Source organism: Polaromonas sp. LjRoot131 (assembly GCF_964252805.1).
Classification (GTDB): Bacteria; Pseudomonadota; Gammaproteobacteria; order Burkholderiales; family Burkholderiaceae_C; genus Polaromonas.
This window is the reverse complement of sequence record NZ_CAXUPF020000005.1, coordinates 25,882-50,771: the sequence shown is the minus strand read 5'-3', so window position 1 is coordinate 50,771 and position 24,890 is coordinate 25,882. Positions and strand designations below refer to the sequence as shown.

Annotated in this window: 35 protein-coding genes; 11 read left to right on the top strand and 24 right to left on the bottom strand. The window is 61.4% G+C overall.

The window, feature by feature from the left end:
* The first annotated feature begins 32 nt into the window (after positions 1-32).
* Positions 33-1,286: a lipoprotein-releasing ABC transporter permease subunit gene (locus ACSQ27_RS20415; RefSeq protein WP_436157324.1), complete on the top strand. Its 1,254-nt coding sequence runs from the start codon at positions 33-35 to the stop codon at positions 1,284-1,286.
* A 7-nt stretch (positions 1,287-1,293) separates the two neighbouring features.
* Entirely contained in the window at positions 1,294-2,055 is a 762-nt protein-coding gene (gene lolD, locus ACSQ27_RS20410; RefSeq protein WP_436157323.1) for a lipoprotein-releasing ABC transporter ATP-binding protein LolD, read from the top strand.
* Positions 2,056-2,179: 124 nt separating this feature from the next.
* Here lolD and ACSQ27_RS20405 read toward each other — a convergent pair whose 3' ends face one another.
* Both ACSQ27_RS20405 and ACSQ27_RS20400 read right to left on the bottom strand, forming a co-directional pair.
* The gene (locus ACSQ27_RS20405; RefSeq protein ID WP_436157322.1) at positions 2,180-2,581 is read right to left on the bottom strand and encodes a hypothetical protein; all 402 of its coding nucleotides are present in this window, start codon (positions 2,579-2,581) and stop codon (positions 2,180-2,182) included.
* Positions 2,582-2,708: 127 nt separating this feature from the next.
* The gene (locus ACSQ27_RS20400) at positions 2,709-3,266 is read right to left on the bottom strand and encodes a hypothetical protein (protein WP_436157321.1); all 558 of its coding nucleotides are present in this window, start codon (positions 3,264-3,266) and stop codon (positions 2,709-2,711) included.
* 807 nt (positions 3,267-4,073) lie between these two features.
* Here ACSQ27_RS20400 and ACSQ27_RS20395 point away from each other — a divergent pair.
* The 4 genes from ACSQ27_RS20395 to ACSQ27_RS20380 are packed head-to-tail and all read left to right on the top strand — an operon-like array spanning position 4,074 to position 7,052.
* Positions 4,074-4,349 (top strand): DnaJ domain-containing protein, encoded by a 276-nt coding sequence (locus ACSQ27_RS20395; protein ID WP_436157320.1) that lies wholly within the window; start codon positions 4,074-4,076, stop codon positions 4,347-4,349.
* A 45-nt stretch (positions 4,350-4,394) separates the two neighbouring features.
* A complete protein-coding gene (locus ACSQ27_RS20390) occupies positions 4,395-4,982 on the top strand; it encodes a hypothetical protein (RefSeq protein WP_436157319.1) in 588 nt (195 codons plus the stop codon).
* A 34-nt stretch (positions 4,983-5,016) separates the two neighbouring features.
* A complete protein-coding gene (locus ACSQ27_RS20385) occupies positions 5,017-5,778 on the top strand; it encodes a hypothetical protein (protein ID WP_436157318.1) in 762 nt (253 codons plus the stop codon).
* Between the two features lie 50 nt (positions 5,779-5,828).
* Positions 5,829-7,052, top strand: a complete 1,224-nt coding sequence (locus ACSQ27_RS20380) for a hypothetical protein (protein WP_436157317.1) — start codon at positions 5,829-5,831, stop codon at positions 7,050-7,052.
* Positions 7,053-7,304: 252 nt separating this feature from the next.
* Here ACSQ27_RS20380 and ACSQ27_RS20375 read toward each other — a convergent pair whose 3' ends face one another.
* The 9 genes from ACSQ27_RS20375 to ACSQ27_RS20335 form a co-directional block, all read right to left on the bottom strand.
* Entirely contained in the window at positions 7,305-7,649 is a 345-nt protein-coding gene (locus ACSQ27_RS20375) for a hypothetical protein (protein WP_436157316.1), read from the bottom strand.
* A gap of 18 nt (positions 7,650-7,667) precedes the next feature.
* Positions 7,668-8,093: a HEAT repeat domain-containing protein gene (locus ACSQ27_RS20370; protein WP_436157315.1), complete on the bottom strand. Its 426-nt coding sequence runs from the start codon at positions 8,091-8,093 to the stop codon at positions 7,668-7,670.
* Between the two features lie 63 nt (positions 8,094-8,156).
* Positions 8,157-8,456: a hypothetical protein gene (locus ACSQ27_RS20365; protein WP_436157314.1), complete on the bottom strand. Its 300-nt coding sequence runs from the start codon at positions 8,454-8,456 to the stop codon at positions 8,157-8,159.
* Positions 8,449-8,826 carry a VOC family protein gene (locus ACSQ27_RS20360; protein WP_436157313.1) on the bottom strand — a complete coding sequence of 126 codons (378 nt, stop codon included), beginning with the start codon at positions 8,824-8,826 and terminating at the stop codon, positions 8,449-8,451. The genes ACSQ27_RS20365 and ACSQ27_RS20360 overlap by 8 nt, the downstream gene beginning before the upstream one ends.
* Positions 8,827-8,905: 79 nt before the next feature.
* Positions 8,906-9,334, bottom strand: coding sequence for a hypothetical protein (locus ACSQ27_RS20355; protein ID WP_436157312.1), 429 nt, complete (start codon positions 9,332-9,334; stop codon positions 8,906-8,908).
* A gap of 95 nt (positions 9,335-9,429) precedes the next feature.
* A complete protein-coding gene (locus ACSQ27_RS20350; RefSeq protein WP_436157311.1) occupies positions 9,430-9,711 on the bottom strand; it encodes a hypothetical protein in 282 nt (93 codons plus the stop codon).
* Between the two features lie 178 nt (positions 9,712-9,889).
* Entirely contained in the window at positions 9,890-10,351 is a 462-nt protein-coding gene (locus ACSQ27_RS20345; protein ID WP_436157310.1) for a tetratricopeptide repeat protein, read from the bottom strand.
* Positions 10,352-10,420: 69 nt separating this feature from the next.
* Positions 10,421-10,774, bottom strand: coding sequence for a hypothetical protein (locus tag ACSQ27_RS20340; RefSeq protein WP_436157309.1), 354 nt, complete (start codon positions 10,772-10,774; stop codon positions 10,421-10,423).
* 5 nt (positions 10,775-10,779) lie between these two features.
* Entirely contained in the window at positions 10,780-11,193 is a 414-nt protein-coding gene (locus tag ACSQ27_RS20335; protein WP_436157308.1) for a hypothetical protein, read from the bottom strand.
* Positions 11,194-11,567: 374 nt separating this feature from the next.
* Between ACSQ27_RS20335 and ACSQ27_RS20330 the strand changes: the two genes are divergently transcribed.
* The 4 genes from ACSQ27_RS20330 (at position 11,568) to ACSQ27_RS20315 (ending at position 13,853) form a co-directional block, all read left to right on the top strand.
* A complete protein-coding gene (locus ACSQ27_RS20330) occupies positions 11,568-12,059 on the top strand; it encodes a VOC family protein (protein WP_436157307.1) in 492 nt (163 codons plus the stop codon).
* A gap of 180 nt (positions 12,060-12,239) precedes the next feature.
* Positions 12,240-12,539, top strand: a complete 300-nt coding sequence (locus ACSQ27_RS20325; protein WP_436157306.1) for a hypothetical protein — start codon at positions 12,240-12,242, stop codon at positions 12,537-12,539.
* 160 nt (positions 12,540-12,699) lie between these two features.
* Complete coding sequence (locus tag ACSQ27_RS20320) at positions 12,700-12,924, top strand: glycine zipper 2TM domain-containing protein (RefSeq protein WP_436157305.1); 225 nt, start codon at positions 12,700-12,702, stop codon at positions 12,922-12,924.
* A 77-nt stretch (positions 12,925-13,001) separates the two neighbouring features.
* Positions 13,002-13,853 carry an alpha/beta fold hydrolase gene (locus ACSQ27_RS20315; protein ID WP_436157304.1) on the top strand — a complete coding sequence of 284 codons (852 nt, stop codon included), beginning with the start codon at positions 13,002-13,004 and terminating at the stop codon, positions 13,851-13,853.
* Between the two features lie 18 nt (positions 13,854-13,871).
* Here ACSQ27_RS20315 and ACSQ27_RS20310 read toward each other — a convergent pair whose 3' ends face one another.
* The 3 genes from ACSQ27_RS20310 to ACSQ27_RS20300 form a co-directional block, all read right to left on the bottom strand.
* The gene (locus ACSQ27_RS20310; RefSeq protein ID WP_436157303.1) at positions 13,872-14,576 is read right to left on the bottom strand and encodes an SDR family oxidoreductase; all 705 of its coding nucleotides are present in this window, start codon (positions 14,574-14,576) and stop codon (positions 13,872-13,874) included.
* 77 nt (positions 14,577-14,653) lie between these two features.
* Entirely contained in the window at positions 14,654-15,655 is a 1,002-nt protein-coding gene (locus ACSQ27_RS20305) for an NADP-dependent oxidoreductase (protein ID WP_436157302.1), read from the bottom strand.
* 93 nt (positions 15,656-15,748) lie between these two features.
* A complete protein-coding gene (locus tag ACSQ27_RS20300) occupies positions 15,749-16,363 on the bottom strand; it encodes a TetR/AcrR family transcriptional regulator (protein WP_436157301.1) in 615 nt (204 codons plus the stop codon).
* Here ACSQ27_RS20300 and ACSQ27_RS20295 point away from each other — a divergent pair.
* Positions 16,355-17,053: a nuclear transport factor 2 family protein gene (locus tag ACSQ27_RS20295; RefSeq protein ID WP_436157300.1), complete on the top strand. Its 699-nt coding sequence runs from the start codon at positions 16,355-16,357 to the stop codon at positions 17,051-17,053. The genes ACSQ27_RS20300 and ACSQ27_RS20295 overlap by 9 nt on opposite strands.
* Positions 17,054-17,119: 66 nt before the next feature.
* On the opposite strand, the gene ACSQ27_RS20290 is transcribed toward ACSQ27_RS20295, so the two are convergent.
* The 10 genes from ACSQ27_RS20290 to ACSQ27_RS20245 form a co-directional block, all read right to left on the bottom strand.
* The gene (locus ACSQ27_RS20290) at positions 17,120-17,611 is read right to left on the bottom strand and encodes a peptide chain release factor family protein (protein ID WP_436157299.1); all 492 of its coding nucleotides are present in this window, start codon (positions 17,609-17,611) and stop codon (positions 17,120-17,122) included.
* A gap of 14 nt (positions 17,612-17,625) precedes the next feature.
* The gene (locus tag ACSQ27_RS20285; RefSeq protein WP_436157298.1) at positions 17,626-18,123 is read right to left on the bottom strand and encodes a hypothetical protein; all 498 of its coding nucleotides are present in this window, start codon (positions 18,121-18,123) and stop codon (positions 17,626-17,628) included.
* Positions 18,120-18,587, bottom strand: a complete 468-nt coding sequence (locus ACSQ27_RS20280; RefSeq protein WP_436157297.1) for an SRPBCC family protein — start codon at positions 18,585-18,587, stop codon at positions 18,120-18,122. Before ACSQ27_RS20280 ends, ACSQ27_RS20285 begins: the two co-directional genes overlap by 4 nt.
* 69 nt (positions 18,588-18,656) lie before the next feature.
* Positions 18,657-19,295: a hypothetical protein gene (locus ACSQ27_RS20275; protein ID WP_436157296.1), complete on the bottom strand. Its 639-nt coding sequence runs from the start codon at positions 19,293-19,295 to the stop codon at positions 18,657-18,659.
* A gap of 114 nt (positions 19,296-19,409) precedes the next feature.
* Positions 19,410-19,781 (bottom strand): hypothetical protein, encoded by a 372-nt coding sequence (locus tag ACSQ27_RS20270; RefSeq protein ID WP_436157295.1) that lies wholly within the window; start codon positions 19,779-19,781, stop codon positions 19,410-19,412.
* Positions 19,782-19,919: 138 nt separating this feature from the next.
* Positions 19,920-20,405: a hypothetical protein gene (locus ACSQ27_RS20265; protein ID WP_436157294.1), complete on the bottom strand. Its 486-nt coding sequence runs from the start codon at positions 20,403-20,405 to the stop codon at positions 19,920-19,922.
* Positions 20,406-20,513: 108 nt separating this feature from the next.
* A complete protein-coding gene (locus tag ACSQ27_RS20260; RefSeq protein ID WP_436157293.1) occupies positions 20,514-21,614 on the bottom strand; it encodes a VWA domain-containing protein in 1,101 nt (366 codons plus the stop codon).
* 21 nt (positions 21,615-21,635) lie between these two features.
* The gene (locus tag ACSQ27_RS20255; protein WP_436157292.1) at positions 21,636-22,598 is read right to left on the bottom strand and encodes a DUF58 domain-containing protein; all 963 of its coding nucleotides are present in this window, start codon (positions 22,596-22,598) and stop codon (positions 21,636-21,638) included.
* On the bottom strand, positions 22,579-23,592 hold the full coding sequence (locus ACSQ27_RS20250) for an AAA family ATPase (protein ID WP_436157291.1): 1,014 nt from the start codon (positions 23,590-23,592) through the stop codon (positions 22,579-22,581). The genes ACSQ27_RS20255 and ACSQ27_RS20250 overlap by 20 nt, the downstream gene beginning before the upstream one ends.
* 56 nt (positions 23,593-23,648) lie before the next feature.
* On the bottom strand, positions 23,649-24,590 hold the full coding sequence (locus tag ACSQ27_RS20245; protein ID WP_436157290.1) for a S1C family serine protease: 942 nt from the start codon (positions 24,588-24,590) through the stop codon (positions 23,649-23,651).
* Positions 24,591-24,890 lie beyond the last annotated feature (300 nt).

Below are 24,890 nucleotides of genomic sequence, written 5' to 3'. Positions count from 1 at the left end.
CGCAAGGGCCGGCAAGGACCACCAGGTTGAGTATGCAAATCCCTTATGAGTTGATCCTCGGCTGGCGCTACACCCGCGCCGGCCGCGCCACCCGGCGCAACGGTTTTATCTCTTTTATCTCGGGTGTCTCCATGCTGGGCATCGCGCTCGGCGTCGCAGCCCTGATCATCGTGCTCAGCGTGATGAACGGCTTCCAGAAGGAAGTGCGCGACCGCATGCTGGGCGTGATCTCCCACATCGAGGTCTTCGCCCCGGGCGGCGTCGCGCTGCCCGACCCGGCCAAAACCCTGGCCGAAATCAAGGCCAACCCGCAAGTCACCGGCGCCGCCACCTTTATCGCGGCCCAGGCCCTGCTGGCCCGCGGTGAAGACATGAAGGGCACCATCGTGCGTGGCATAGACCCGGCGCTGGAAGGCCAGGTCACCGATCTCGCCGTGACCTCGGCGCCCACGCTGGCCAAGCTGGTGCCCGGCAATTTCGGCGTGGTGCTCGGCGGCGAGCTCGCCCGCGCCATGGGCGTGCGCGAGGGCGACACCGTCACCCTGATCGCGCCCAGCGGCCAGGTCACCCCGGCCGGCGTGGTGCCGCGCCTGAAGCAGATGACGGTGGTCGGCACCTTTGATTCCGGCCACTACGAATACGACTCGGCTTTGGTCATGATGCACCAGGAAGACGCCGCGAAAATCTTCCGCCTCGAAGGCCCGACCGGCATACGCATACGCCTGAAGGATTTGCACGAGGCGCGCGAAGTGGCGCTGCAACTGTCGCGCACGCTGAGCGGCGACCTGCTGATTCGCGACTGGACACGGCAGAACAAGACCTGGTTCGCCGCCGTGCAGCTCGAAAAACGCATGATGTTCATCATCCTCACGCTCATCGTCGCGGTCGCCGCCTTCAACCTCGTGAGCACCCTGGTCATGACGGTCACCGACAAGCGCGCCGACATCGCCATCCTGCGCACCCTGGGTTCCAGCCCGAAAAGCATCATGAAAATCTTCATGGTCCAGGGCGCGCTGGTCGGCGTCATCGGCACGCTCTCCGGCCTGCTGCTGGGCCTGGGCATCGCCTTCAACATCGACGTCATCGTGCCGGCCATCGAGCGCGCGCTCAACGCCAGCTTTTTGCCCAAAGACATTTACCTGATCAGCCGCATGCCCAGTGAACCGCAATACGCCGACATCATGCCCATCGTGGTCATCTCCCTGGTGCTGTCCTTCCTGGCCACCATCTACCCCAGCTGGCGCGCCAGCCGCGTCAACCCCGCGGAGGCTCTCCGCTATGAATGATCAAACCATGAGCTCAGCTTCCCCTTCTTCACTCCCTCTCCCCCTGGGAGAGGGCAGGGGTGAGGGCCAGCGGCCTCAACTCAACAACGGCGAAGTCGTCCTCAAAGCCAGCGCGCTCACCAAACGCTTCCACGAGGGCATGATCGATTTGACGGTCCTGCACGGCGTCGACCTGCAAGTCCACGCCGGCGAAACTTTAGCCATCGTCGGCGCCTCGGGTTCCGGCAAAAGCACGCTGCTGCATTTGATGGGCGGCCTCGACGCGCCCACCAGCGGCCAGGTTGAATTGAAGGGCCAGACGCTCTCGGCCCTGTCGCCCCAGCAGCAAGGCGATTTGCGCAACAAACACCTGGGTTTTGTCTACCAGTTCCACCACCTGCTGCCGGAGTTCAGCGCCCTCGACAACGTCGCCATGCCCCTGTGGATACGCCGCGAGTCGCCGGCTGAATGCGCACGCATCGCCACCAAAATGCTGGCAGCCGTCGGCCTTAAAGACCGCATACACCACCGCCCCGCGGAGCTCTCAGGCGGTGAACGCCAGCGCGTCGCGATTGCACGCGCGCTGGTCACCCAGCCAGCCTGTGTGCTGGCCGACGAACCCACCGGCAATTTGGACCGCAGCACGGCAGACGGCGTGTTTGAACTGATGCTGCAACTGGCGCGCGATTTCGGCACGGCCTTTGTGCTGGTCACGCATGACGAGACGCTGGCGGCGCGTTGCGGGCGGCGGTTCAGGTTGGTGTCGGGGCGCTTGTCGGAGTGGGGTTGAGCGAAGGCAGGGTCATAGAAGGTCCTCCGCAGCATCCGCATCTACCGCAGTGTGCGGTGAAACTTGCAGATGATTCCAGGCGTATGACGTGCTAGTCACCTCCTGCACACCTTCCTTATCGTTTTCATGGCAAAACTGCGTGTCCCAAAACCTCTTCGTTCGTGAGCACGTAAAGCGTATTTTTCGGTTCCAAGCGGCCAACTATCTTCACATTGACCGCCCGATTACATTCGCAATTTGAACTGGTACGAGGTGAGTTGATGACCAGGGTTGCCCGGCCATCCTTCTCCAAAGTTAAGTAAGGCTGGGAGATTTCTGCGCCACAAGTGAAGAAGCCCTGGGCTGTTACCAAATAATCCGAAGAGATTTTCTTCACAGCCATGCTCTGCTGCGTGCTATTCACGCATTCATTCGCTTCAACAATTGAAACGCCCGTTGCCAAGGTCCATGTTTTGCTATCAGCTTCCGGCTTTGAGCATGACACTGTTGCTGCTACGGCAAAAAATAAAAACCATAACCGACGCATACAAACGCCTCACTTGTTCTTGTCATTGAAAGTCACGGCTATCTCCAGGTCGCGTAAGGTTTGAAAAATCACTTGCTGCGGAACCACCGCCAACCAATCCAAATCGCCGCGATAGTCGAGTTAGAGCTCATTCCATGCCCTTCGGTGGAGTGAATCTCGCAGAAGAGGGCCGTTCGTCAGCAGGTATACCCATCTCCCTCATGATCTCTTCGCGGCGCATGACATTTAGCTCTAGCTGCCGGAGCAAAGGCAGAAGTGTCGGGTCATCTTTCGCCAACCGCCCCAGCGTTTCGAGCTTCCAGCGCTCCTCGTTCCGGATTTCTTCGACCTGCGGTTCAAGCCTTTTTCTCAAAAGATTACCTAAGAACAACGCACGTAGCTTCAGCAAGCCAACACCCGCAGAACAACCTAGTGAAAGTCCCAAGAAGACAGGGGCAAACTCACGCAATGCTCTGGCCTTGTACGAGCCTGACCATGGCCACGAAACATTGGCATCAGTCAACCAAACGAGCGTGGTGTCCACAACTGCCACGCCCAGCAGCGACAAACCAAACAGAGCAAGCGCGAACAGAAAGCTCTGCAATGGCCTGCCCATCAACGCCAAGCCCACGTACACGGCCAGGAACAAGGGAATGAAGATCCAGAAACCGGGAATCTCGGGGAGGCGAGACAGTACTTCCGACATGAGCTCTAACGTGCGTGTGGCCGGCACCCTTGGGAGTCCGTGTCGACTAGCGTATTAGCGCTCGCGCTCAGGCGTGACATGGCGACCGTAGGCATGTTATTTCCTCGGCGCACTTGCTTTGCTTTCAGCCCGTTGCGCCTTTCCCATGCGCTGAGTTCCGAAGCCAAAGGTGAAAGTGCCCATCAGCAGGAAAGCTCCACCAATGTAGAACGCTCGGATGAGTGACATAAAGCCCTGCTGGTACAAGACAAAAAGCAACGGCTCTGCAACGGCCAAGCACAAGCACCCAATATTCATTGAGGTTCGCCACGATGTACGCCGTCCCATGTAACCGAGCACCGAGCCAGCCCCAAAGAAGAGCAAGACGACGGCGAGAAACGTACCGAAGCCAGGGAGTCCGCTCATAGAGCGCTAACGTAATGTATACCGCAAGGTCTGCGGCATAACAGCGCGCCTGCGGTATAACCTGGCCGCCAAAAACCAGCCAAGTGCTTGTTATTAAAAGACTTATTGTCCATTGTGAGTTTCGTTCAGGTCGATAAAAAGAATACCCAAGCCCGCAAACGATTCTAGGCGGGCATGGTGGTTACCGCCTCCTCAATATGGACGAGCGCAGCTGTACCTGCGGCCGACCTGCGGGCGGCAAGTACGGCACAAGGTCAATTACCGTCTACCAGCCTGCACATCGCCAGACAGGCATAATCCTTGATCCCTCCGCCGCGCGCGCAGGCGTATCCCCCTCACTTCGTGAGTCTTTCAACATGCCGTGCAGTTCCCTGCCTCCGGTCCAGGACACAGCACCTTCGCATGACTGATCACTACACCGCCCTCGGGCTCGACAGCGCAGCAACGCTGGCCGATGTCAAAAAAGCCTTTCGACTGAAGGCCTCCTTCTGGCACCCGGACAAAAATGCCGACCCCGAGGCGCCCGGGCGTTTCAGGGCGGTGCAGCAGGCCTATGAGGTGCTGTCGGATGCGGACAAGCGCCAGGCCTATGACGACAACCGCCGCCGCAACCTGCTCGACAGCCCGATAGACACGGCGCGTGCCATCTGGACCGATTATTTCAACCCGCTGCTGTGACCCCGGCTGACCCAAAGAAGAACACCCCATGAAAAACCCGGCTGCATGAGCGTCTCACCCTATTTCCTCGACCTGCGCTCGGCTTACCAGTCCGAGATGGATGACCTGCGATTCGACTCCGAGGGGCGCGACGTGTTGCACCAGCGCCTGGCCGGCAAACGCCAGGAGATGGCCTTCCTGGTCCAGATGATGGACACCAGCCCCGAGATGGTGGCGGTGGTGTTTCACCAGGGGTTTGATTTCACGGGAAAAGCCGTGATGGAACACCTGCTCACCCACGATGTTGATGTCGATGGCTTTCCGGCCTGGGGCAGCCTGGCGGATGGCTTTGTGCTGGCGCCCTGGGCCCAGGACCTGGCGCACATCGTCCTGCAGGCGCCCGGCGGGGAAAAATTCCTGACGCTGACGGCGGGGCTGGAATACATGGCGGGCCTGCCGGTGGCCGCGTCTATCGTGAGCGCCGAAGAAGACGACGACGGCGATGACGACGAAGACAGTGATGAGAACGGCGACACAAACGCCCCGGTGATGTTTGAGGGCGATGACGAGCGTGAGCAAAGCGGCGATGCCCGGGCACGCCACGAGGCAGGTTCCGACTGGCTGGTCCAGCAGGGCTTTGACGCCAAAGACTGAGGCAAGCAAGCATGAACTGGAAGGTAAAACACAGATGACAACGCATCTCGCCCTGATAGCAAAAACCCAAAGCCTGATTGCGGCCGGCGACATCGTCGGCGCCGAGGCTGCGCTGGTCGGGCTGGCCGACGCCGAAGGTGACGCAGCGCTGATGGTGGTGCTGGAGCAACTGCCGCCCAAGGACGTCCTGGCCGTCATTCGCGAGTACGACAATTCCAAGGCGTCGGTGGTCGGCCTGCTGGTCACGCCCGCGCAGTTTGCCCGCGCCGTGGTGATTGAAAAGCTCTACAAGGACCTGACCCGCACGCACCTGCGCGGCATGGTCAATGCGGTGATCTTCCGGGAGGACGCGGACCCGCTGGAATTTCTCACCGCGATCGGCGACCTGGAAGGTGGCAGCGAAGCCCTCGCCGATTATTTTTCCGACCAGTGGAGCCGTGTCGAGGGCTTTGCGCGCAGCGGCGGCTTTGAGCCGGCCGACGAGTACGGCAAGATGCTGTCCCAGTCCGCCCTGCTGGCCTCGGCCTACGAAAGACCGCGTGTCCAGCAGGAGGAGATCGCCGACCAGGACTGGATGCAACTCGCCTGGCTGCTGCGTTACGAACTGCCGGACCTGTTCATTGAAATGCTGATGGTGCTGCGCGCCAAGGGCAGTGCCCACAAGGCAGTTTCCGATGAAGAGGACGAGAACGACGACGATGCGCAGGACGACGACGGCAAGGTCGAGACCGGCGACACCGATCGCGGCAAGGCCACGCCGACGGCGCGCGAGTCCGACGAAGAATCGGCGATCTGAGCCTTCGCGGCCATCTCCCTGCCCACTTTACTCAGACCAGCCCCGTACCCATGTCGTCGCCTTCCGCCATCTCGCTCTACGATACGCGCCACTTTTTTGAGAAGGCGCTGCAGTACGGCGTGCAGCACGGCATCATCCCTGCCGAAAAAATCGAAGCCATGCGGGTCGAAGGCCCCAAGGGCATGGTGCAGATCGCGCGTTATTTCGGCAATGAGTTTCTGCGCCCGGACCTTGAAAAAGCCCGCGATCGCATGGTGAACCTGGTCAGCCTGTACCTCGAACATTCCTGCCACGGCGACCTCCCTCAGGCGGCTGAATCGCTGCGCGATTTCTCGCTGCTGTCGCGCTCCAAGGGTGGCTCGGACATGCTCAAGGCCCTGATCGCCATGCCGCAAAACAGCCACTTCGGCATGAATGAAAGCGGCGGCTTCTCCGACGCGCACATTCCGCTGCTGGCCAAATGGTCGCTGCGCAGCCTGGCCGACTACCAGGCCGAACTTGCCCGGCGCAGCCAGGTGGCGCAGGTGATCGATGCGGCCGTCTGGCTTGCCGGCGAGCTGGGCATGGACGCCGATGAACTCGAAGAAGCGGGCAAGGATGCCGAAGCGGTGATTCGCACCGCCTTGCTGGTGCCGGCGACGGGCCGCACCGAGATGCCCGACTGGGTCGCGTTCGAGAAGATGATCACCGCCTTGCGCAAAAAACACGGGGCCGTTCCGCCTGCGGTTGCGGCTGCGCTGCCCCTCGCCGTTCCGAAAAAGCTGCCTGCCCATTTGTGGGACGTGGTGGAGGCGGTGCGGCAGTCCGTGATGGCCGACACGCCCAAAATACTCGATCCGGCCTTGCCGCCGCGCCAGCTGTTTGACCGCAGCCCGGCTTTCATGGGCCGGTATTTCTGGGTGGAGGACGGCCTGAACGAAGTCGATCACCATGACCGTCAGGCATCCGCCGTGTGGAGCAAGGTGACCGGCGGCAATGCGGACGATGGTTCGCTGTTGACCCTGTTCCTGTGCGTGGCCGCCGGTTCCGCGCCCAAGACCGTGCTGACCGAAAAAAGCGCCGCGACCCTGCTGCGCAAAATCCGCAAATCCGGTTTCAATCCCGCACTGGCCCACCAGTACCTCCTGGACCACGCACCGGTGCAGCACCAGGACGCCTACGCCAGCTTGTGGGATGAGTTTGTGGAAGAGGCGCAGGCCACGCTGCAAAGCGATGCCGTTCACGCGCTCCACGACGCGCTGGCCTTGCTGCGGCGGGAATGCCATGTGCAATAGACGGCTTTTGCCTGCGGTGGCGGGAACGCGGGTTTTATAGGTTTTCTTCGGTTTATGCGAATTCTCAATCCCGCTCCCCGGGATTTCACTCCCTCTCCCTCTGGGAGAGGGCAGGGGTGAGGGCCAGCGGCCGCAACCAACCTTGATGCTGCGACTCGTGCGTGATTTCGGTACGGCGTTTGTGCTGGTCTCGCATGACGAGACGCCGGCCTTGCGGCATGGGCAATGGTCAGACGGCTCTTGACGTGTTTCTCAAATCATGCGCTCCTGCGGCGGACCGAGCGAGCCGTCTTCGTTCACCCGATGAAAGCCCAACTCGGACAGCTTCCAGGACTGTGGGGCAGGCTTGACCATCTCCTCGGGCACAAAACCTGTGCCGCAGGCCTCGCAATAGAAGCCGGCCACAAACTGTTGAAGCGGCCCTTCGACCACGAGTTCAGGCTTCAGCCCGTCGACACTGAGCCCACCTTCGCACGCGCAGGAAGAGCGCTCGTCGGGGTGGTGTTTCAGGTGTTCGGCGTTGAGCTTGTCGATCAAGAGCACCTTCTCGCGCACATTCTTGCTTGATCCGCAAGTTGGACATTCGGTTGACAGCATTGTTTTGTCCATAGGTGCTTATTCGCCGCGATCACTGCGTGGCTGGTCGTCCTTTTCACAGAACTCCAGCAGCCACAGCGCATGGTCCCTCAGGGTTTGTTCAGCCGTCTGGGAAAACCCGGCAATGGCGCGCGTGGCCTCCGGGCCAAAGAGTGCCGGAATTTCCAGCAAGGCTGCGGAGAAGCCGTCGTTGTCATGCCCTTCATCGAAGCCGCGTTGGTACGCTTTCAGCAGCTGTGGCAGGGCGGCAGGCCCCGCCAGCGTCGCGAGAGGCCCGGCGGCCGCCTCCCTCACAAAAAAATCATCGCTGTCCAGAAGCGACAGCAGCCGCGGAATGTCTTCCGGTGTCGCGTCGGTATAAAGCTTTGATGCCGCAGCCACGCAGGTGGGCACATCCGGATTGCTGAGCCCTGACACGATTTCATTCCAGGCATTGAGGTTCATATGGCGTCCAAGATCAGAGGTATCGGCTCAGCAGGTGCCGGCCATGCTTGACCTGCTTGCAGCTTATCCAAAGTAACGCCGCCAGATTCCGATCACAACAAACCACAGAACTGCGATGCCCAGGAGTTGAAGGATTCCCTTGGCACTCAAGGACATCGGGCCACGCCTTTTCGCGGCGGCTTCTTTCTTGAAGTCGGTGAACGAGGCGATGAAGTCCTCTTCAAACTTGATCTGGCTGCTGAGCTGCTCGTACGCTTCCGGCTGGCTTGCGGCATCCAGCAATGCCCGCTCCCGCAGGAGCTGGTCTCTGCGCTTGTGGGCATCCGACAGGGGGTCGACCCACAATGAACGGAGCTTAGCCATGCGCCGGCACCTGGCGATGCGCCCGGCTTGAAACACTCACCGAATTCTTGTCCGGGTCCTTGGCGTTGGCGAATGAATAGCCGTTGGCCTCATGGATCGCCCCGAACTTGAGGCCACGCGCCGCCGCTTCGGCCACATAGGCCGTGACGTCCTTCACATGGAACACCAGCTTCACGCCCACCTGCCCGAGCTTTACCGATTTGGCGGCCTGGTGGACCAGTATCCCGGCACCGGCTTGGGGCGCGCGCAGCTCGATGAGCCCTTCACTGACTTCGCCGGTGGTGATGAAACCAAAATGCCGGGCGTAGAAGTCCGCGGACTTCTTCATGTCGCGTGCGTAGAGGATGACGGTGCCTAGCGGTGATTCCATGGCAGGTGTCCAGCGAGTGGGTTGTGGGGTGGGCGATAGCGGTCTGGGGGCCTCAGGCGATTCCAGTGAGGTGGCCCGGTCAGCCGCCTTCGTGGACAGCCAGCTCGATTTTCTTGCCGTTGAACTGGTACTGCAAAGTGCTGCCCCTCGGTGCGCCAAGCTCGATGAGTTTCTTGCGCAAGAAGGGAACTCCCTTGGCGACGTCGGTAATTTCAACGTCGATACCAACCCACTCGATCCTCTTGTCTTTAGACAGGGAACTTCCACCACCCGTGACTTCGCCAAGTCTGGCCCCCCTGAGAGCCGTGTCGAGCGGGTCGTCGTACTTGCTTCCTCTGGCGACCGGCTGAATGGACTCCGTCACTTTCACGAAGACGAATGTGTTTGTCTGCTGTGCCCATAAGGAGCCAGCGAACAGCAAGGAGCAAAGAAACAGGAACGAGCGCTTCATCGGGATAGCCTGGCTGAGAGTCCGCTGGTGCTTGTTATTCAAAGATTCATCGTTCATTTTCAGTGCCCTTTATTCTCGAAGTGCGACGCTTCGGTCGACCAACACTCAAGCCTCAACATAAAAATAGCGGTCCGCATTCTCGTTGAAGCCGCTTATGCGCCCAGCATCCTGCTGAAGGAGCCGAATCGGTAAAAGGCAAAGCCGGCCATCAAGAGCAGGAACAGCATGAAGACGATAAATGTTTTCCGGTTCTCGCGGCGCGCACGCTGCAAGGCGTCGGCACTCGAGGCCTGCCACTCGCCGGCCTGCTCCATCGCCAGAAGATTTCGGCCCGCGGCTTCGACGTTCATGGCTTTGATGTCGGCGATGAGCGTGTTCTGCTCTTTCAGCAGGTCACGGATTTCGGATAGCAGTGAGGTCTGGTTGTTGTCCATGTGTTCTTCCTCCTTTTTTGAGTTTTTGCCGGCCAGGTGCGAATCTTCGGATGTTAGCAATGGATCGCAAACAGGCGCCCGTCGATCTGCTTGACGGTGAAGCCGTGGAATGACTCTTCTCGCAGTGAGACAGGTATTGCCATCTGGGACCACAGGTTTCCACATGGCGCAGCTATCGTCACTTCCAGAACTGCCAGGGTTTTTTCGGTGGACTCACGCCTTTGGCCTTTGTCTGGAGGAAGCGAAGGTACTTCGGATCCTGGCCTTCAAACACCTTGCCGCCGTCACCCATATAGGCCCGCATGAGTTCGTCCACCGCGCGGTCCGACGCGCCAAGTTCGAACTGGCATTGGCCCAGCCTCAGATGCAGAAAGGGATTGCCAACAGCGTCGGGGCAATGCATTGCCTTGCTCAGGTTGTCCCGCCCGGCCTCGTAGTCGCCGGCAAGAAAGTTCGCGTCACCAACGGCCGCGAGGATCCAGGTGGCGGCTTCCCATTGTGTTTTTGGTTCAGGCAGGAGATCCCAAGCGGCCCAATAGAGTGGCAACGCCTCCGCAAATTGAGAGGCTGCGGCCCGCTGGTCACCGGCGGCGGACAGGCGCTGGATTTCCGTGTGGGTCTCTTCGGGCAGTTCGTGCATGGTTAAACCTCTCTTTTCCCTCTAAGTAGATGTGGCGGCAAACCCGGAAATGATTCTAGGCGAGCGACGCTAGCGCTCGTACCTGGCCTCCACGTCGATCCAGTTGTTGGCCTGCAGCACCTTGTTCGCAGCGGCCATGACGTCGAGCCAGACCGGTGATTCAAGCATCTCGGAAAGCCGGTCCGGAAGTTGCGAAACCCGCACATCGTAGAACTCGTTGAATTCGGCCAGGGCCTCAAGCTCGCGCGGCGAAAATTCGGCATCAAATTTCGCATCACCCGGATGGTAGAAGTCGTCAAACCATTGGTTGACCAGTTCCGTCGCCACGTTGATGCCCGGCGCGTGCTGTTGATATTCAAGCTGCTCTGACGGCGCTGCGATCAGCTGCAGCGTGTTGATGATGTTGACGCGATGGGGTCCCATGAGCCTTAAGTGACATTGGCAGGGCGGGCACTCTCTCGTGCCTTCAGTGCATGGCGGATGCCCGCGAGATGAATGAGCATGCTCAGAGCCTCGGAAATGAGGAAGACAAAGACGACCGAATCGCCAACAAGGAAATAGCAGATGGCGCAAACAATGCAATGCACCGCCAGGGAGAGTTGCCACGTGAGAAGCCTCCGCTTGGCCGGGTGCCTGCCAATGGTGCTTAGGTAGTGAGCCTGGATCAGGTAGGCCGCTAAGGTGGCAGCGGCCGCTGATGCCGCCAGCCACATGCCGAGACTGGATGCGACCACAAAGAAGAAAAAAACGCCAAGCAAGACGACGGACCCCGACAGGCCGGCCGCCGCCAAACGGCCTAGCCTTGCCTCCTGGGGCGCAACGATCGGGGCGGAGAACCGCATGGTGGTGGGAGCCTGAGCTTGAAAGTAATTGGAGATCTTTTACAACATCAAGTCGTCCAGCGGATGCTCGAGGATTTCCAGTTCGTTTCTGGATGCACCGCTCCATCACTGTGAGATATCCCGCTGATGGCGGAGTAAGGCGGCAACCGGAAGCTGCAAAGGTTTTTGGGAGGCATAAGCAAGCCATATTAGCCGGTGTCTTGCCGCCCGCCGGACACAGGATTAAGCTCGACACCCGCCGCGAAAGCATGCGGCATAGGCACCCCCCTACAAAGGCGTCAGCCGCCTCCGACAGACCGGGCCCGCGCCATGAGTACGATGAACCTGTTTTGACGGTGATAAGCCTGCATTCCCAACCCTTCAGGAGACACACAATGGCCAGCAAAAAAGTCAGCAAGAACACCATCTGCCTCTGGTACGAGCGCGACGCCCTTGAGGCCGCGAACTTCTATGCCAAGACATTTCCCGACAGCAAGGTCGGGGACATATTTCACGCGCCGGGCGACTACCCCGACGGCAAGCAGGGCGACGTGCTGACGGTTGAGTTCACCGTGGCCGGTATCCCCTGCATAGGCCTCAACGGCGGCCCGACCTTCAAGCAGAGTGAGGCCTTCTCTTTCCAGATCGCGACCGACGACCAGGCCGAAACCGACCGCCTGTGGAACGCGGTCGTCGGCAATGGCGGGCAGGAGAGCCAGTGCGGCTGGTGCAAGGACAAATGGGGCCTGTCATGGCAGATCACCCCGCGCGCCCTCACCGATGCGATCGCCGACCCTGATCGCAAGGCCGCCAAGCGCGCCTTTGACGCCATGATGGAGATGCAGAAGATCGACATCGCCAAGATAGAGGCGGCACGGCGGGGCTGAAAGGGCGCCGCCGCCATGGCCTTTGTGCAAAGCGCAAGTGTCTTACGTCAAACCGCCCCATATCCCTACCGGTGGCTTCTTGTAGACCGGCTGTAATAGATTTAACCGCTTGTCGGCTGTGTGACAGCCCCCGTCGAGCCCGTGGCGAACGCCACTCATTTGTCTCGAAGGGGAATCAGCATGTCTACAAGCGAGCGCAAGGAATGGCGCAGAAGTTTCACGGAAACCATCATGGCATTGGCGGTGGGCAAGCTGGACGTGCTGGATGCAGCCCATTGGGCCCTGCAGGCGCAGCACGCGCACGGCCATCGGGATCCGGTGGAGGCCGCGCGCGAACAGTTCAGGGACGACAAGCCACCCCCTCCGGTCAATATCGGTATTCCCGAACAGGCGCTCCAACAGGCGCCCCAACTGCCGGCGCATCTGGAATTTCTCTTGCCCAAGCCCGGCCAAAGTGGCGTTGATGCCGGGACTTCGTAGAACTGTCCTGCAGTAGCGGCCCCGCTGTTCGGGCCGCGCGGAATTCGCCCTCCTGATGGTCGGACTCGGTCCTCAGGGATACGGGCCACCGTCCTACACCCGTGGCGGCACCGCGTTCTAGCATGAAATCACCTTCATCAACTTCTCAAGGAGACTGAAAATGATCACCATCCAACGAAGCGCAGTGTGCGCGATGGCAGCGGCCGCTTTCATGGGCCTTGCAGGCTGCAGCGGCATGACGACGCAAGACAGGAACACCGCGATCGGCGCCGGTGTGGGCGGTGTGGCCGGTGCGGCCCTCACCGGCGGTAGCGCCTTGGGTACGGTAGGCGGCGCCGCAGTCGGCGGCGTGATCGGCCACGAAGTCACCAAACCGAAACGCTAAGCCTTAGCCTGGAAGCCGGGTTCGTTCGCGCATGAAGCGCCAGTCAGGCGCTGCATGCGAGCGGACCCGCATGCTTTATGCGCACCGACACCATGGCCCATGAGGGCTTGACCCTGGGCCTGATCGCGGCCGGCGATCCCGCCAGGCCCGCCATCGTGCTGTTGCACGGCTGGCCGCACTCCAAGGACCTCTACGCCCCGGTGGTCGACACGCTCGCCACCGGGCATTTTGTGCTTGCCTTCGATTTACCCGATATTGGCGACTCACGCGGTGCTCCGCCTTCCGCGGAGAAGACCGTCCTTGCCGACATCGTGATAGGCGCGGCGGAACGCGCCGGTGCGCGTTCACCCGTCATTGCCGGCCTTGATGTGGGCGGCATGGTCGCCTACGCGGCCGCGCGCGACCACGGCGAGCGCATCGCGGGCGCCGTGGTCATGAACACCGTGATCCCCGGCATTGATCCCTGGGACAAAATTCTGGCCGATCCCCGCATCTGGCACTTCGCCTTCCATGCCCTGCCTGAGCTGCCTGAGCTTCTGGTCACGGGCCACCAGCGCGCTTACTTTGATTTTTTCACCGACTTCCTGGCCGGCAAGAAAGAGGCGGTGACGGAGGCGCATAGAGCCGCTTTCGCGCAAGCCTACGAGCGAGCGGAGGCGCTCAAGGCCGGCTTTGACTGGTACCGTGCGCTGCAGGCCGATGCCAAACACAACAGCCGGCACAAGAACATCGAGACGCCCATGCTCTACCTGCGCGGCGACGCCGATGGTCGTTCGCCCGACGACTACCTTCCCGCCCTGAAAGCCGCGGGTGCGAAGCGCCTCACGGGTGAGGTGCTGGGGGGCAGCGGCGAGTTCGCGCCGCTGGAGGTTCCCAAGGCTTTTACGCGGGCGCTGGCCGCCTTCGCGAAAGAATGCCAGGCCGGCTGATCCGGCCGTGCCGTTTTTTCAGGCGGCTTGCGGCAGGTAGCTGGGCCTTGCCGCCGTCAGCCCGGCCTTGACATGCTGGGTCAGTTCATCGGCCAGCACCTCGTCGGCGCCCGCTTCCAGGCCGTCAAGCGCACGCTTGACGATGTCCTCGGGGCTGGACTTCTGCACGTCGAACTCGCGTATGAGATCGGTATCCACATAACCCATGTGCAGTCCCAGCACTTGCGTCTTTTGCGCCGCCAGTTCATGGCGCAGCGAGTTGGTGAGCGACCAGGCCGCCGACTTGCTGGCCGCATAGGCCGCCAGTTCGCCGCCGTTGACCCACGAGACGATGGACAGCACATTGAGCAGGCCGCCGCCGCCGTTGGCTTTGAGGACAGGCGCGAAAGCCTTGCTCATGCGCAGCACGCCGTAGAAATTGGTCTCCAGCATGTGGCGGGACGTCTCTTCGCTGTCGGCCGCGAGAAAGCCCCCGGGCTTGCCGACACCGGCATTGTTGATCACCAGCGTGACGTCCGACGCCAGCGCCGCGGCGGCTGCCACTTCGTCCGGTTTGGTCACGTCAAGCTTCAGGGCCTGTACGCCGGGCAGGGTGACGGTGGCCGGGTCGCGCGCGGCCGCATAGACCTTGCGGGCGCCGCGTGCCAGCAGCTCGCGCGCAAAAGCCAGGCCTATGCCGCGATTGGCGCCGGTGACGAGGACAACGGAATCTTTGATCTTCATAAACATCTCCAAAAATTAAAAGTGGGGAACAAAAAAATTCGGCTGCCGATTTCCACCCGAACCGGCACGAACAGAACTCAGCGAACCTTGATCACGACCTTGCCTTTGGCGCGCCCTTGCGCAAGATAGTCAAGCGCTTCCTTGGCCTGCTCAAACGGAAACACCTTGTCGATCACCGGCCGGATGCGCTCCGTCTGGAGCAGCTCGCCGATCTGCGCGAGCTGGGCGCCATCGGGGTGCGCGAAGAGAAATGAGTAGCTGACCTCGTGCTGTTTTGCGAGGCGCATGATCTTGCGGCTCATCATCCCGAACACAAAGGTCAGGAAGAAATCCAGACCCCGGGCGCGGGCAAATGCCGCGTCCAGCGGTCCGACCAGGGAAACCATGGCGGCGCCCGGCTTGAGGATGCCGACTGCTTTCTCCATCGCGTCGCCCCTGACGGTGCCCAGCACCGCGTCGTAGCCGCGCAGCACCTTCTCGAATTCCTGTTTTTTGTAGTCGACGATCTCGTCCGCACCCAGGCTGCGCACCAGCTCGACATTGCCCGTGCTGGTGGTCGTTCCCACCCTGGCGCCCAGGTGTTTGGCCAGCTGGATCGCGAAGGTGCCTATGCCGCCGGAGCCCGCGGGGATAAACACCTTCTGGCCGGGCCGGAGCTTCATGCGCTCCTTGAGTGCCTGCCACGAGGTCAGCCCGACCATGGGGATAGACGCCGCCTGCACAAAGTCCAGCTTGTCCGGCTTCAGCGCGGCCGCGCTTTCCGGCACCACCGCGAACTCGGCGATCGCGCCCGTGCCGATGCCGAAGATGCTCGCAAAAACGGCATCACCGGGTTTGAAGCGGGTCACGCGGCTGCCGACCTCCGTCACCACACCGGCCAGGTCGCTGCCCATCACCGCCGGCAACTGCAACTTCACCACCGCCTTGAAGAGCCCGGTCGGGATCATGTTGTCGATAGGGTTCACAGCCGCGGCATGGACTTCAACCAGCAGTTCGTCGGGCTTCAGCGTGGGACGTGGAACCTCGGCGAAGCCGATATCCGGAGTTTTGCCATAGCGTTTGAAGGTCAGGGCTTTCATGTTGTTGTCCTGGACTGGCGGTTGAAGTGGATTTGGCATGATGGACGTCATATATAAGAGCGAAGAAGAAAGCAGGCGTGGCTCAAAAAAGATTCAGTGGGAGACCGGCACCAGCTGCTTCACCGCAGCCTCGCACAGGCTGTCCGCCAGCGCGGGTTCGTCGACCGCGCGTGCCAGCAGCAGGGTGCCGACCATGGTCGAGAGGGTCACCAGCGCGCGTTCGTGGGCGCCGGGCTGCCCCCAGTCAGGCGACTGCCGGGCCACAAGGTCAATCATTTCCTTGATGTGCCGCGTGGTCGCACGGCGCACTTCGGGCGCCTGGCGCGGCGTTTCCGAGCCCAGCGCGGCCAGCGGGCAGCCCATTTCCGCCTGCTCCACATGCTCCCGCGACAGGTAGCCGCGGACCATGAACGCCAAGGCCTGCTCGGAGGGCACGCCGGCCAGGCCGCCGGCCACCAGGGCGGCCGATTCGCTGCAGGCCCGGGTCGCGGCTTCGGCCAGCATGGCCTCGCGCGAGGCGAAGTGCGCGTAAAACGCGCCGTGCGTGAGGCCGGCCTCTTTCATGATGTCGGCCACGCCCGTGCCGTCGTAACCGCTGCGCCGTATCGCCCGCGCGGCCACCGACACAATGCGTTCGTGGGAGGCTTCTTTGGCGGCGGAGCGGGTGTTGATTTTGGGGGGCTTTGCGTTTCGCATGACATGCATCATACGTTATTTGGCCGAAACATGCACTTTTGGGGATTTTTGGGCGTGGCGCGGGGCCCTGCCACCCTTCATCAGGCCAGCGCAAGAACCAGCCAGAGCAACCCAAAACAGTCCACCAGCTGGCCGAAGCGCGGCCCAGGCCACCCGCGTGAGCGGCACCGCGACTTCGCCGCCTTTGGCCAGGGCTTCAAGGATGCGCGCGGCCTCCGCGACGCTCTGGGCATTGGTCCGCACCCACGAAAGTCTGTCGCCTACGTGCTGCGCGACCCGTGGCTGACAAAGCCCTGTGTTGGTGCGCGATCAGACTCTGGAATCCATCCCATTGAAACAGGAGATTTCTCGATGCCAGAGAGCCACAAAGAGATTTTGCAGAAGGCCAACGCGGCCATCATGAAAGGCGACTACGAAGGATTCCTGAAGTTTTGTACCGAGGACACGAAATGGACTTTCGTGGGGGACAAGACGCTGAAGGGAAAGGACGCCGTCCGCGAATGGATGGCGAGTGAGTACAAGGAGCCGCCCAGGTTTGAGGTCCACCAGATGATCGCCGACGGGGATTTTGTTGCGGCGCTTGGGGAGATCACTTTGAAGGATGGCACGGGGAAGGATGTCCGCCATGCCTACTGCGATGTCTGGCGGTTTCGGGATGGGAGGATGGCTGGGCTGCGGGCTTTTGTGATGGAGGCAGGTTGAAGGGGGCACGGCCCCCAAGAGATAGCCTGGACATAGAAGGTCGCCGCGTGAAACTCTTCCTCAACACTAGCGGCTGCTTCGAGCCGCCAGCAAAGACTGCATAAGAGCGAGTGCTTCCTTGTAGTTGGCCGCTCGGGAACGATGCCAGGTACTGCGTGCCACGAGGCCTGTTGCTGAGTGGGTAAGCTTTGCACAGTTGTCTCCATGAACCACGAACTTGCTGTCCACTGCCCGTTCTTTTCGGAAGTACGCCACCTGAAGCTCCGAGAGATTCACTTCAGCATCTACGGTTTCATTGACCAGCTGAACGGTGACCAACCCGGGATGATCATCCTGAAGCTTTGGCATCAGTGGCCGCAATGTTTCATACGCGACTGGGCCTGACGCTTTCAATGCAAAGCCTGTCAAATCCGCGGTGTGCTCGCGGAACTGTTCGTCGATGATTTCTGCCGAAAGAGACGCTTCCTGTATTGTGAGCAAGCACTGTCTCAGCATGCTCTGCACTTCAGAAGAAGCGTCCTTGAAACCGGGCCTCATCACAATATACGCATTAGACATCTAGGTCCTCTTGGTTAGCGCTCACCTCGGTGCACGTTCACCTCGGCATGGGGGAAAGTGCCCTGGGCATCATTGACAAGTGCCTCCATATCGGCGAGCCCCTCCACGGACACCTCGCACCTCGCGCCCGCGATCACGACACGCTGGATGACGTTCAACCGGTCCCGATAGACATCAACCGACTGAACCAGCCGCACGCCGAGCAAAAGAGAGCGCTTGCGCCCTGCCTCTTTCCACACGCCATGCCGGTCAATTTCGAGCCGCATTCCTTCGAGATACTTTTTGGATGGCCTTAGCAGCCGCCTGACCATCACCACGAGAAGCCCAATCAAAGCGGCCGGTACGAGGACGATGCCGAATATCACCGCATCGCGAAATTCCCAGAACGGCATTTTCCAGATTGCGTACGGCACTATCAGACAAGCAGCAATGGCGGCGCCCCAAAGTCGGCCCGTGTGGGAGAACGGGCGCGCCTGGTAGGCGATCTGGTCTTCCGATAGGTGGTGCTTCATGCGAACCTAGCCTCAGCCCCCACCAGCTTTGCCAGCTTGGCGAGTGACATACGCCATCCGGCTTCGTTGTCCTCCGGCGCAACGCCTGGCGGTACACCCTCATGCAGCGCGACAAGCCGGGTTCCGCCGTCCTCATCTGAGAGCGCGATGGTGGACGTCATCTCGCCCTGCATCTCGGGCTTGGAGCTTTCGAATTCCATCACCTCGACCACCTTTTCGTTCAGCACCAGTTCCCTGAAATAGCCGTGATAGGTGTCGGTGTGCGCGGACGTCTTGCCGGTGGCGCCCGGCTCTTCATAAGTCAGTGAGATCCGGTAGCGGCCGCCTTCACGCGCTTCAAATTCATACACCACCAGGGTCATGCCGTCGGGGACTTTCCATTGGGCGATGGCGGCGTCTATCAGTGCGGCATACACGCGTGGGCGTGGGGCGTCTATGTGGAGGGAGATCCGGGTTGAACTCATGGGAAAAGCTTAGTGCCGGTCGAATACGAGATCAAGCGCGGTATTGATATCAACTTACGGCCGGAGGGGTCAGGTTCCACTTGGTGTTTTGCCGCCAGCCCAGGCCTTCTTGGTGAACTGCATGCGCAGCTTCCAGTACATGGTAGCGGCCTCACAGCTCATGGGTCCTTTAGAGCGATTAGAAAAATAGCTTGCGGAGAGCAAGACTTTCTGCGTTCGTTGGTCTGAAAGGCGATAGCTAACCCATTGCACGCCGAATGCGCGGTCTACGACGCTGTTGTATTCCAGTAGGTCAGGGGCCACATTCGCTTCCCAGCCGCCATCGCGGCGTTGCGACTGTGATCGGATTGAAGAGCTTGGAACCGATGGCGACCAGTCCTCGCTACGAACATCGGCCTGCACTGCGGCTTCGTTGCGGCACAAGGAGTTGAGGTAAATGGTTGATATGGCTGGTTCAGCGACGAAGTACAACATCGGCGCGGCGAAGGCTACTGCAATGACACGGCGGCGTATGCTCGGTTGCTTGTTTTCATTAGCCGTAAAGCCGATCGCAAGAACTACGACAGCTGCCGAAAAAAATAGGAAACGAACGATGATCCCGAGCGCGGGAAAGAACTCGAATATACCTACGCCATCTACGGCGTAAGCAATCATCGGAAGCGTGAACAGCAGGGAAAATACCAATGAGCGAAACAGGTTTTTGTACATATGGAAACTGGCGTCTGAAGCAGAAGGCCGCAGGGGATGGTCAGGGCAGGGGCCTCATTCGCGGTAGCTTGTCGGGTCGATCCTCACAGGATAGAGATATCTAACCAGTCGCGCTCAGTTCTTTGGCTCCACTGCCCACGACGAGCCTTCACCAAAAGAGGCGCGGCATCCCGGACACTCCGGCGAATCGGTCGGAATGGCTTTTTGGCAGTTCGGGCAGGTTCCGGGAGGGCCAACGGGGACATAGGCCTGGGTCGACGACGGAGACTCTTTCCTTGCCGGTGCCGGCACCACAGGCTTGGGCTCGGGAAAAGAAATATATGCCGCAATCCCCATGAACACGAGAAGCGCCCAAAAGCTATACACAAGCATAAGGATGCCCAGGAATGAGGGGATGCTCAACAGCGCAATGCCCAACATCACCCACAGCGCGGTCACCATCCACGCTACAAGCAGGGCTGCAAAGGTGCGAAGACGAAACAGCATGGTCAGTCCAAGGACGACGGCGCAAATCAGCGGAAGCTGTACGAGGGCTGAGAACTCTTGGGCGGATGGGCCGAACATTGATTTTCAGTATAAAAACTTGCGCGCTATTGGGCTGGCCCTTGAGCGGTGGATTCGCGGCTAAACAATCAGCTGTCGCCGGACAAGAAATTCGGCATGAGGTGCCGCGAGGCGAAGCTCAGCGATGAAAGCGTCATTCTGCTCCAGCGGGGGTAGCGCGATCAGGTGGCTCTCAACCTGCAATCCAGTGCAATAGATGCCCGGTGAAAAGTAGGTGCGATACATCAGGACCTTTAAAACCTGGGCAGCGCTGAAGACGTGACGCGCGCCTGGTGTTTCGAGTGCGATTCCTTCACTGGTGGTCTCGACGATCAGCGATTCCAGCTCCGTGGTGGTCTTCGACATGCGCCGCGACTGAAAAAAGCCGATAGCGCCGGCTACTGTGATGGCGAACAATGCCCCGAAAGGCGAAGTGTTGTCTGGATGATTCCGCTGCGAGAACGCGAGAAGGGCAAACAAGGCAAGCACAGACGACATCATGATGAACAGGCGGCGGGGCCCACCACGGCGCATGGCAATGTACTTCTCGGAAACCTTGTGACGCATGTGTGAGTGAATGGGTGTTCAGGAATCCAGCTAATGTATATCGCAACACCAGTGGCAAGAGGCTCGCCGGCAACTCTTGGTCGCCCACCCAGGGAGGGCTTCCGGCCCTCAAAGAATCCGGTTAAACCAAAGCAACGACAAGCTAGCCGACACCAAAGCCAGCGCTGCCGCGAGCAAGGCTAGCAGCCCGGAAATCTCGGTCTCCTTCTTCTCAATTGCGAGCCGAGAACTGAGCGTCTCATACACCTTCTTCAAGTCCGCCGCGGTCCCCGCATAGAAGTACTCCGCCTGCGTGGTGCGGGCAATCCCCTTCAAGGTTTCCTCGTCCAGCTTGACGCGCATGGACCAGCCTTCAAAACCAATCGTTTCCCCATCCACCGTGCCCACGCCGACGGTGTAGACGCGCACGCCGCGGTCGGCGGCGGCTTTGGCGGCGTCCAGCGAGTCGACGCCTGTGGTGCGCTGGCCGTCGGTCAGCAGGATGATGGCGCCTGAGGTGTAGGAGCCGGGGGCTACGGGTACGAATTCCTTCTTCGCGCCCTTGTCGGGGGCCAGGGCCTGGTCTATGGAGGTGCCGCGGGGTTTTTCGCGGCCGTATTGCATGGACGCTAAATCAATGCCGGCGTCGGGGAAGAGTTCTGCCAGCGAGACGACGATGCCGTTGCCTATCGCGGTGCCGCGCTGCAGCTGGAACTTGTCGATGGCGACGACCAGGTCTTCGCGGCTTAGCGTGGGTTGCTGCACCACCGAGGCCGTGCCGGCAAAGGCGACGATGCCTACGCGCACATTGCGCGGCAGGTCGGCCAGGAAAGCTTTCGCGGCGTTCTGCGCGGCGACCAGGCGGTTCGGCAGCACGTCGGCGGCGCGCATGCTGCCGGAGACGTCCATGGCCAGGATGATGGTTTCGCGTTGCGAGGGCAGGCTGATGACGGCGAAGGGGCGCGAGGCTGCGACCAGCATGGCGGCGATGGAGAGCAAAAACAGGATGGGCGGTACATGGCGGCGGAAGCTCTGGCCGCGGCCCATGGCTTCGCGCACGATGGAGAGACTGGCATAACGCAAGGCCATTTTTTTCTTGCGGCGCAGCAGCCAGATGTAGAGCAGCACCAGCAGCGGGATGGCCAGCAGCAGCCACAAAAATTCCGGCCACAAAAAAGTCGGCAAAGGCAGTTTGGACATGAAGGAGGTGAGCCAGCTGGGGGAGTTCATGGTGAGGTGTCCTTGGCAGCCTCAGGCGGCGTGCTTCAGGTGGGCCGGTAAAGCGCCGCCCGATGCGCGGCTGCGGCGCTTGCGCAGCTCGGTGAAGCGCATGATGGCGTCAACCAGGTTGTCGTCGGTGGAGAGTTCCAGCGCGTCGACGCCGGCGCGTGCCAGCGCCTGCCTTAAATCGGCCTCGCGCTGGGCCGCGATGCGCGCAAAACGTTTGCGGAAGCCGGCGTCGTGGGTGTCGACCAGCAGCTGTTCGCCGGTTTCGACGTCGCGTATCGGGATCAGGCCCAGGTCGGGCAGGTCCAGTTCCAGCGGGTCGAGCAGGCGCACGGCCACCACTTCATGGCGGCGGGCCAGCTGGCCCAGGGGTTTCTCCCAGCCGGGTTCGGTGATGAAGTCGGACACCACAAACACGGTGGAGCGGCGGCGCACCAGGTTGGCGGCGGATTCGAGCAGCTCGTGCAGGCGCGTCGGGCCCAGGTGGGTCGTTTCAGGCCTGGCCTGCAGCGTGTGCAGCAAATGCAGCACATGGTGGCGGCCGCCGCGCGCGGGGATCACGGCGTCGACGCCGGAGCCATACAGCATGGCACCGACGCGGTTGCCGTGGCGGGTCAGCATGCGGGCCAGCACGGCGACAAACTCGGCCGAGACATTGCGCTTGCGCTGCTCGCTGGAGCCGAAGTCCATGGAGGGGCTCAGGTCCAGCAGAAACCAGGCGCTCATTTCGCGGTCTTCGGTGAAGACGCGCACATGGGGTTGTTCGAGGCGGGCGGTGACGTTCCAGTCGATGTGGCGCACGTCGTCATGGTGCTGGTATTCGCGCAGGTCGGCCAGGTCCATGCCGGTGCCGCGCAGCAGCGTGCGGTAGTCGCCCTGCAGCAGGCCGTCGAGGCGGCGCAGCACCGTCCACTCGAGCCGGCGCAGCAGTTGCTCCGCGCCGGCTGAAGCGGGTTTGGCTGAAGGTTCAGGCGGCGAGTTTTTCATGTTCCAGCGGCTTCGCGGGCTGAGGAATCTTGGCCATGATTTTTGCGACCAGGCCGTCGGCGGTCAGCCCTTCTGACAGCGCCTCATACGACAGCACCAGCCGATGCCGCAGCACGTCGGGCACCAGGTCGGTCATGTCTTCGGGCAGGGCGTAGCTGCGGCCGCGCAGCAGGGCCAGGGCGCGTGCGCCTTCGGTCAGGTTGATGGTGGCGCGGGGGCTGGCGCCGAAGGTGATGAAGCGCTGCAAATCTTTCAGCCCATGCTTGATGGGCGTGCGGGTGGCCGAGACCAGGCGCACGGCGTACTGCACCAGCGAGGGGTCGACATAGATGCGCCGGCACTCGGCCTGCAGCGCGGCGAGTTGCTCGGTGGTGGCGACGGCGCTCACGGCGACGGCCGGGCCGGTGACGCGCTGGACGATGACAAACTCTTCTTCATCGGTGGGGTAGTCGACCAGCACCTTCATCATGAAGCGGTCGACCTGGGCCTCGGGCAGCGGGTAGGTGCCTTCGGTTTCGATCGGGTTTTGCGTGGCCATGACCAAAAAGGGCTCGGGCACTTTGTGGGTGGTGCCGGCAATCGTGACCTGGCGCTCCTGCATCACTTCCAGCAGCGCGCTTTGCACCTTGGCGGGCGCGCGGTTGATTTCGTCGGCCAGCAGCAGGTTGGTGAAAACCGGGCCCAGCGAGGTGCTGAATTCGCCGGTTTTCTGGTTGTAGATGCGGGTGCCGACCAGGTCGGCGGGCACCAGGTCGGGCGTGAACTGGATGCGCTTGAACTGGCCCTGCACGGTGTTGGCCAGGGTCTTGATGGTCAGGGTCTTGGCCAGGCCGGGCACGCCTTCGACCAGCAGGTGGCCCTGGGCCAGGATGGCGACCATGACGCGCTCGAGGAAGCGGTCCTGCCCGACGACCACGCGCTTGACCTCGTAAAGAATCTGCTCCATGAGCTGGGCGGTGTCGTGGTTGGCGTTTTGCGGAGTGGTCTGTTCCATGCGGCGGGGTCCTTGGGGCTGGGGTCAGGAGGTGTGTGGAAGGTGTCGGAAGGTGTTCAGAAGGGCGGCATGCCGGCGGCCGAGGCGGCGTTCTCGATGGGCACGGCAAAGCCTATGCCGACAAAGGTGCGCTGCTGGTTGGGGTTGAAGATGGCGGTGACGATGCCGATGACCTCGCCGTCCATGGTGACCAGCGGGCCGCCGGAGTTGCCGGGGTTGGCGGCGGCGTCGAACTGGATCAGGTTGCTCATCATCTGCTTGCCTTCGGGCGAGCGGAAGTTGCGCTTGAGCCCGGAGATCACGCCCTGCGAGGCCGAGGGGCCTATGCCGAAGGGGTAGCCGACGGCCATGACCTGGTCGCCGGGGGCCAGGTCGGCGGTGGAGCGCATGGTGGCGGCGATCAGGTCGTCGGGGATTTTGTGGGCCTGCAGCACGGCGAGGTCGTTCTCGGGCTGCACGCCGGTGATGCTGGCGGTGGATTCCAGGCCGTCGGCAAAGGTGACCTTGATGATCTGGGCGTTCTGCACCACGTGCAGGTTGGTCAGGATGATGCCCTTGTCGACGATGACCACGCCGGTGCCGACGCTGCGCTCGCCGTCTTCCTTGCCGTCCTTGTCCTTGCCCAGGCCGACGATGCGCACGACCGAAGGAATGATGGTGTCATAGGCTTTGGTACCGGGCGAGGGCAGGACGGTGGTTTCCAGGGTTTTGAGGACGGCCGCGTTGATGTCTTCCTGGGTCAGCTTGCGCACGGGGTTGCGCAGTGGCGAGGCAAAGCTGAAGGCCAGCAGCAGCGCCAGCAGGCCGACGACGGACCACAGCAGGTAGAGCTGGTGGCGCGCCAGGCGGTTGGCGAGGCGGGCAATGCGGGGAAAGCGGGAGGGAGGGGTGGAGGGGACGGCGTCCGCGGTGGCGGCCTCGCCGGGCGGCTGCGCCTGGGCCTCACCCGCGCCCTGCGCCGGACGGTTTGAACTGCTGTAAAGGGCTGGCCTGCGCATCCGTTCACCTGTGAGTCAAAGTCTCAAAACCGGGCTGATACGGGGCGAAAAGCGGTTTTCAGGCCCTGTATTTACAGATGCACCGTATCACGATTTGTGCATCCATGCACGCGATTTGGGTATGGGATGGAAGGGCTTTGTAAAGCGCTCCGGGTGCTAGCAGCCTTCAAAAAAACTCTTGGCGTTGTTGCACAGGTCTTGCTCCCTCTCCCTCTGGGAGAGGGCGGGGGTGAGGGCCGCGGCCGGTGCACAAAAGGGGGCGTATTGACCGCCGCTGGCCCTCACCCCTACCCTCTCCCA